2 protein-coding genes are annotated in these 1,248 nt (G+C 60.6%); both read right to left on the reverse strand.

From position 1 onward, the window contains the following. Nucleotides 1-346 (reverse strand): type II secretion system F family protein (locus AC097L_RS24940; RefSeq protein ID WP_479589400.1); only part of this gene is annotated, 346 nt, incomplete at its 3' end. A gap of 33 nt (nucleotides 347-379) precedes the next feature. Further along, on the reverse strand, nucleotides 380-1,248 hold an 869-nt coding region (locus AC097L_RS24945), incomplete at its 5' end, for an ATPase, T2SS/T4P/T4SS family (RefSeq protein ID WP_479589401.1).

Here is a 1,248-nt window from a genome sequence, read left to right on the forward strand (position 1 = left end):
TGCCGGTTTCCACGTCCTGGCGGATGTCGTTGAGCAGCTTGGTCACGCTGGCATTGGCGTTGCCCCGGCCCACGATGTCAAACGCCTGCAGCAGCGGCACCCCGGCCTTCATCATGGTCGCCAGTTGGCGGGTGAAGATGGCAATGTCCTTGGGCTTGATGCTCTTGCCCCCGCGCATGCGGCGTTTCTTGATCTTGGTGGGAAACACCCCCTGGCGGCGCAGGGATGCGGTGACCTGGTTTTCACCCGATGCGCGCGTCTCGCCCCGGACCTGCTTGCCGTTGCGGTCCTTGCCTTCCCATTCGAAGACGAATTCTTTGACTGTGCTGGACGCGGCTGATGCCATGGAGTGCCTTGGTACGACTAAATAAGTCCGGGTCTATTCATTGCTCACGGCGAGCACTTCTTCCAGCGAGGTCAAGCCCAGCTTCACTTTGTGCAGCCCGGCCTGGCGCAGGGTTCGCACACCTTCGATGTTGGCCTGTTCGGCAATGTCCAGCGCGCTGCCGTCGCGCAGGATGATGCGCTGGATTTCCCCGGAAATCGGCATCACCTGGTAAATGACGACCCGGCCTTTGTAGCCGGTGTTGCAGGCGTTGCAGCCCACCGGGACGTAGGGTTTCCAGGAGCCGTCCAATTCTTCGGGCGCGTAGCCGGACTCCAGCAGCGTCTTTTGCGGGATGTCGATCAGCGCCTTGCATGCCGGGCACAGCCGCCGCGCCAGCCGCTGCGCGGTGATCAGAATCACGCTGGACGCAATATTGAACGGCGCAATGCCCATGTTGCGCATGCGCGTCAAGGTGGTAGGTGCATCGTTGGTGTGCAGCGTGGACAGCACCAGGTGGCCGGTTTGCGCGGCCTTGATGGAGATGTCGGCGGTTTCCAGATCGCGGATTTCGCCGACCATGATGATGTCCGGGTCCTGGCGCAGAAACGATTTCAACGCCACAGCAAAGGTCATGCCCGCTTTTTCGTTCACATTGACCTGGTTGACCCCCGGCAAATTGATTTCGGACGGGTCTTCGGCCGTGGCGATGTTCACGCCAGGCTTGTTCAGCAGGTTCAAAAAGGTGTAGAGCGACACAGTTTTGCCCGAACCCGTAGGGCCGGTCACCAGCACCATGCCGTAGGGGCGGCCAATCGCCTGCAAGACGCGTTCTTTTTCTATGGGCTCGTAACCCAGCGCGTCGATGCCCAGTTTTGCGCTGCTCGGGTCCAGAATCCGGATCACGATCTTTTCGCCAAACA

The organism is Rhodoferax sp. RT5P35, from assembly GCF_056521385.1.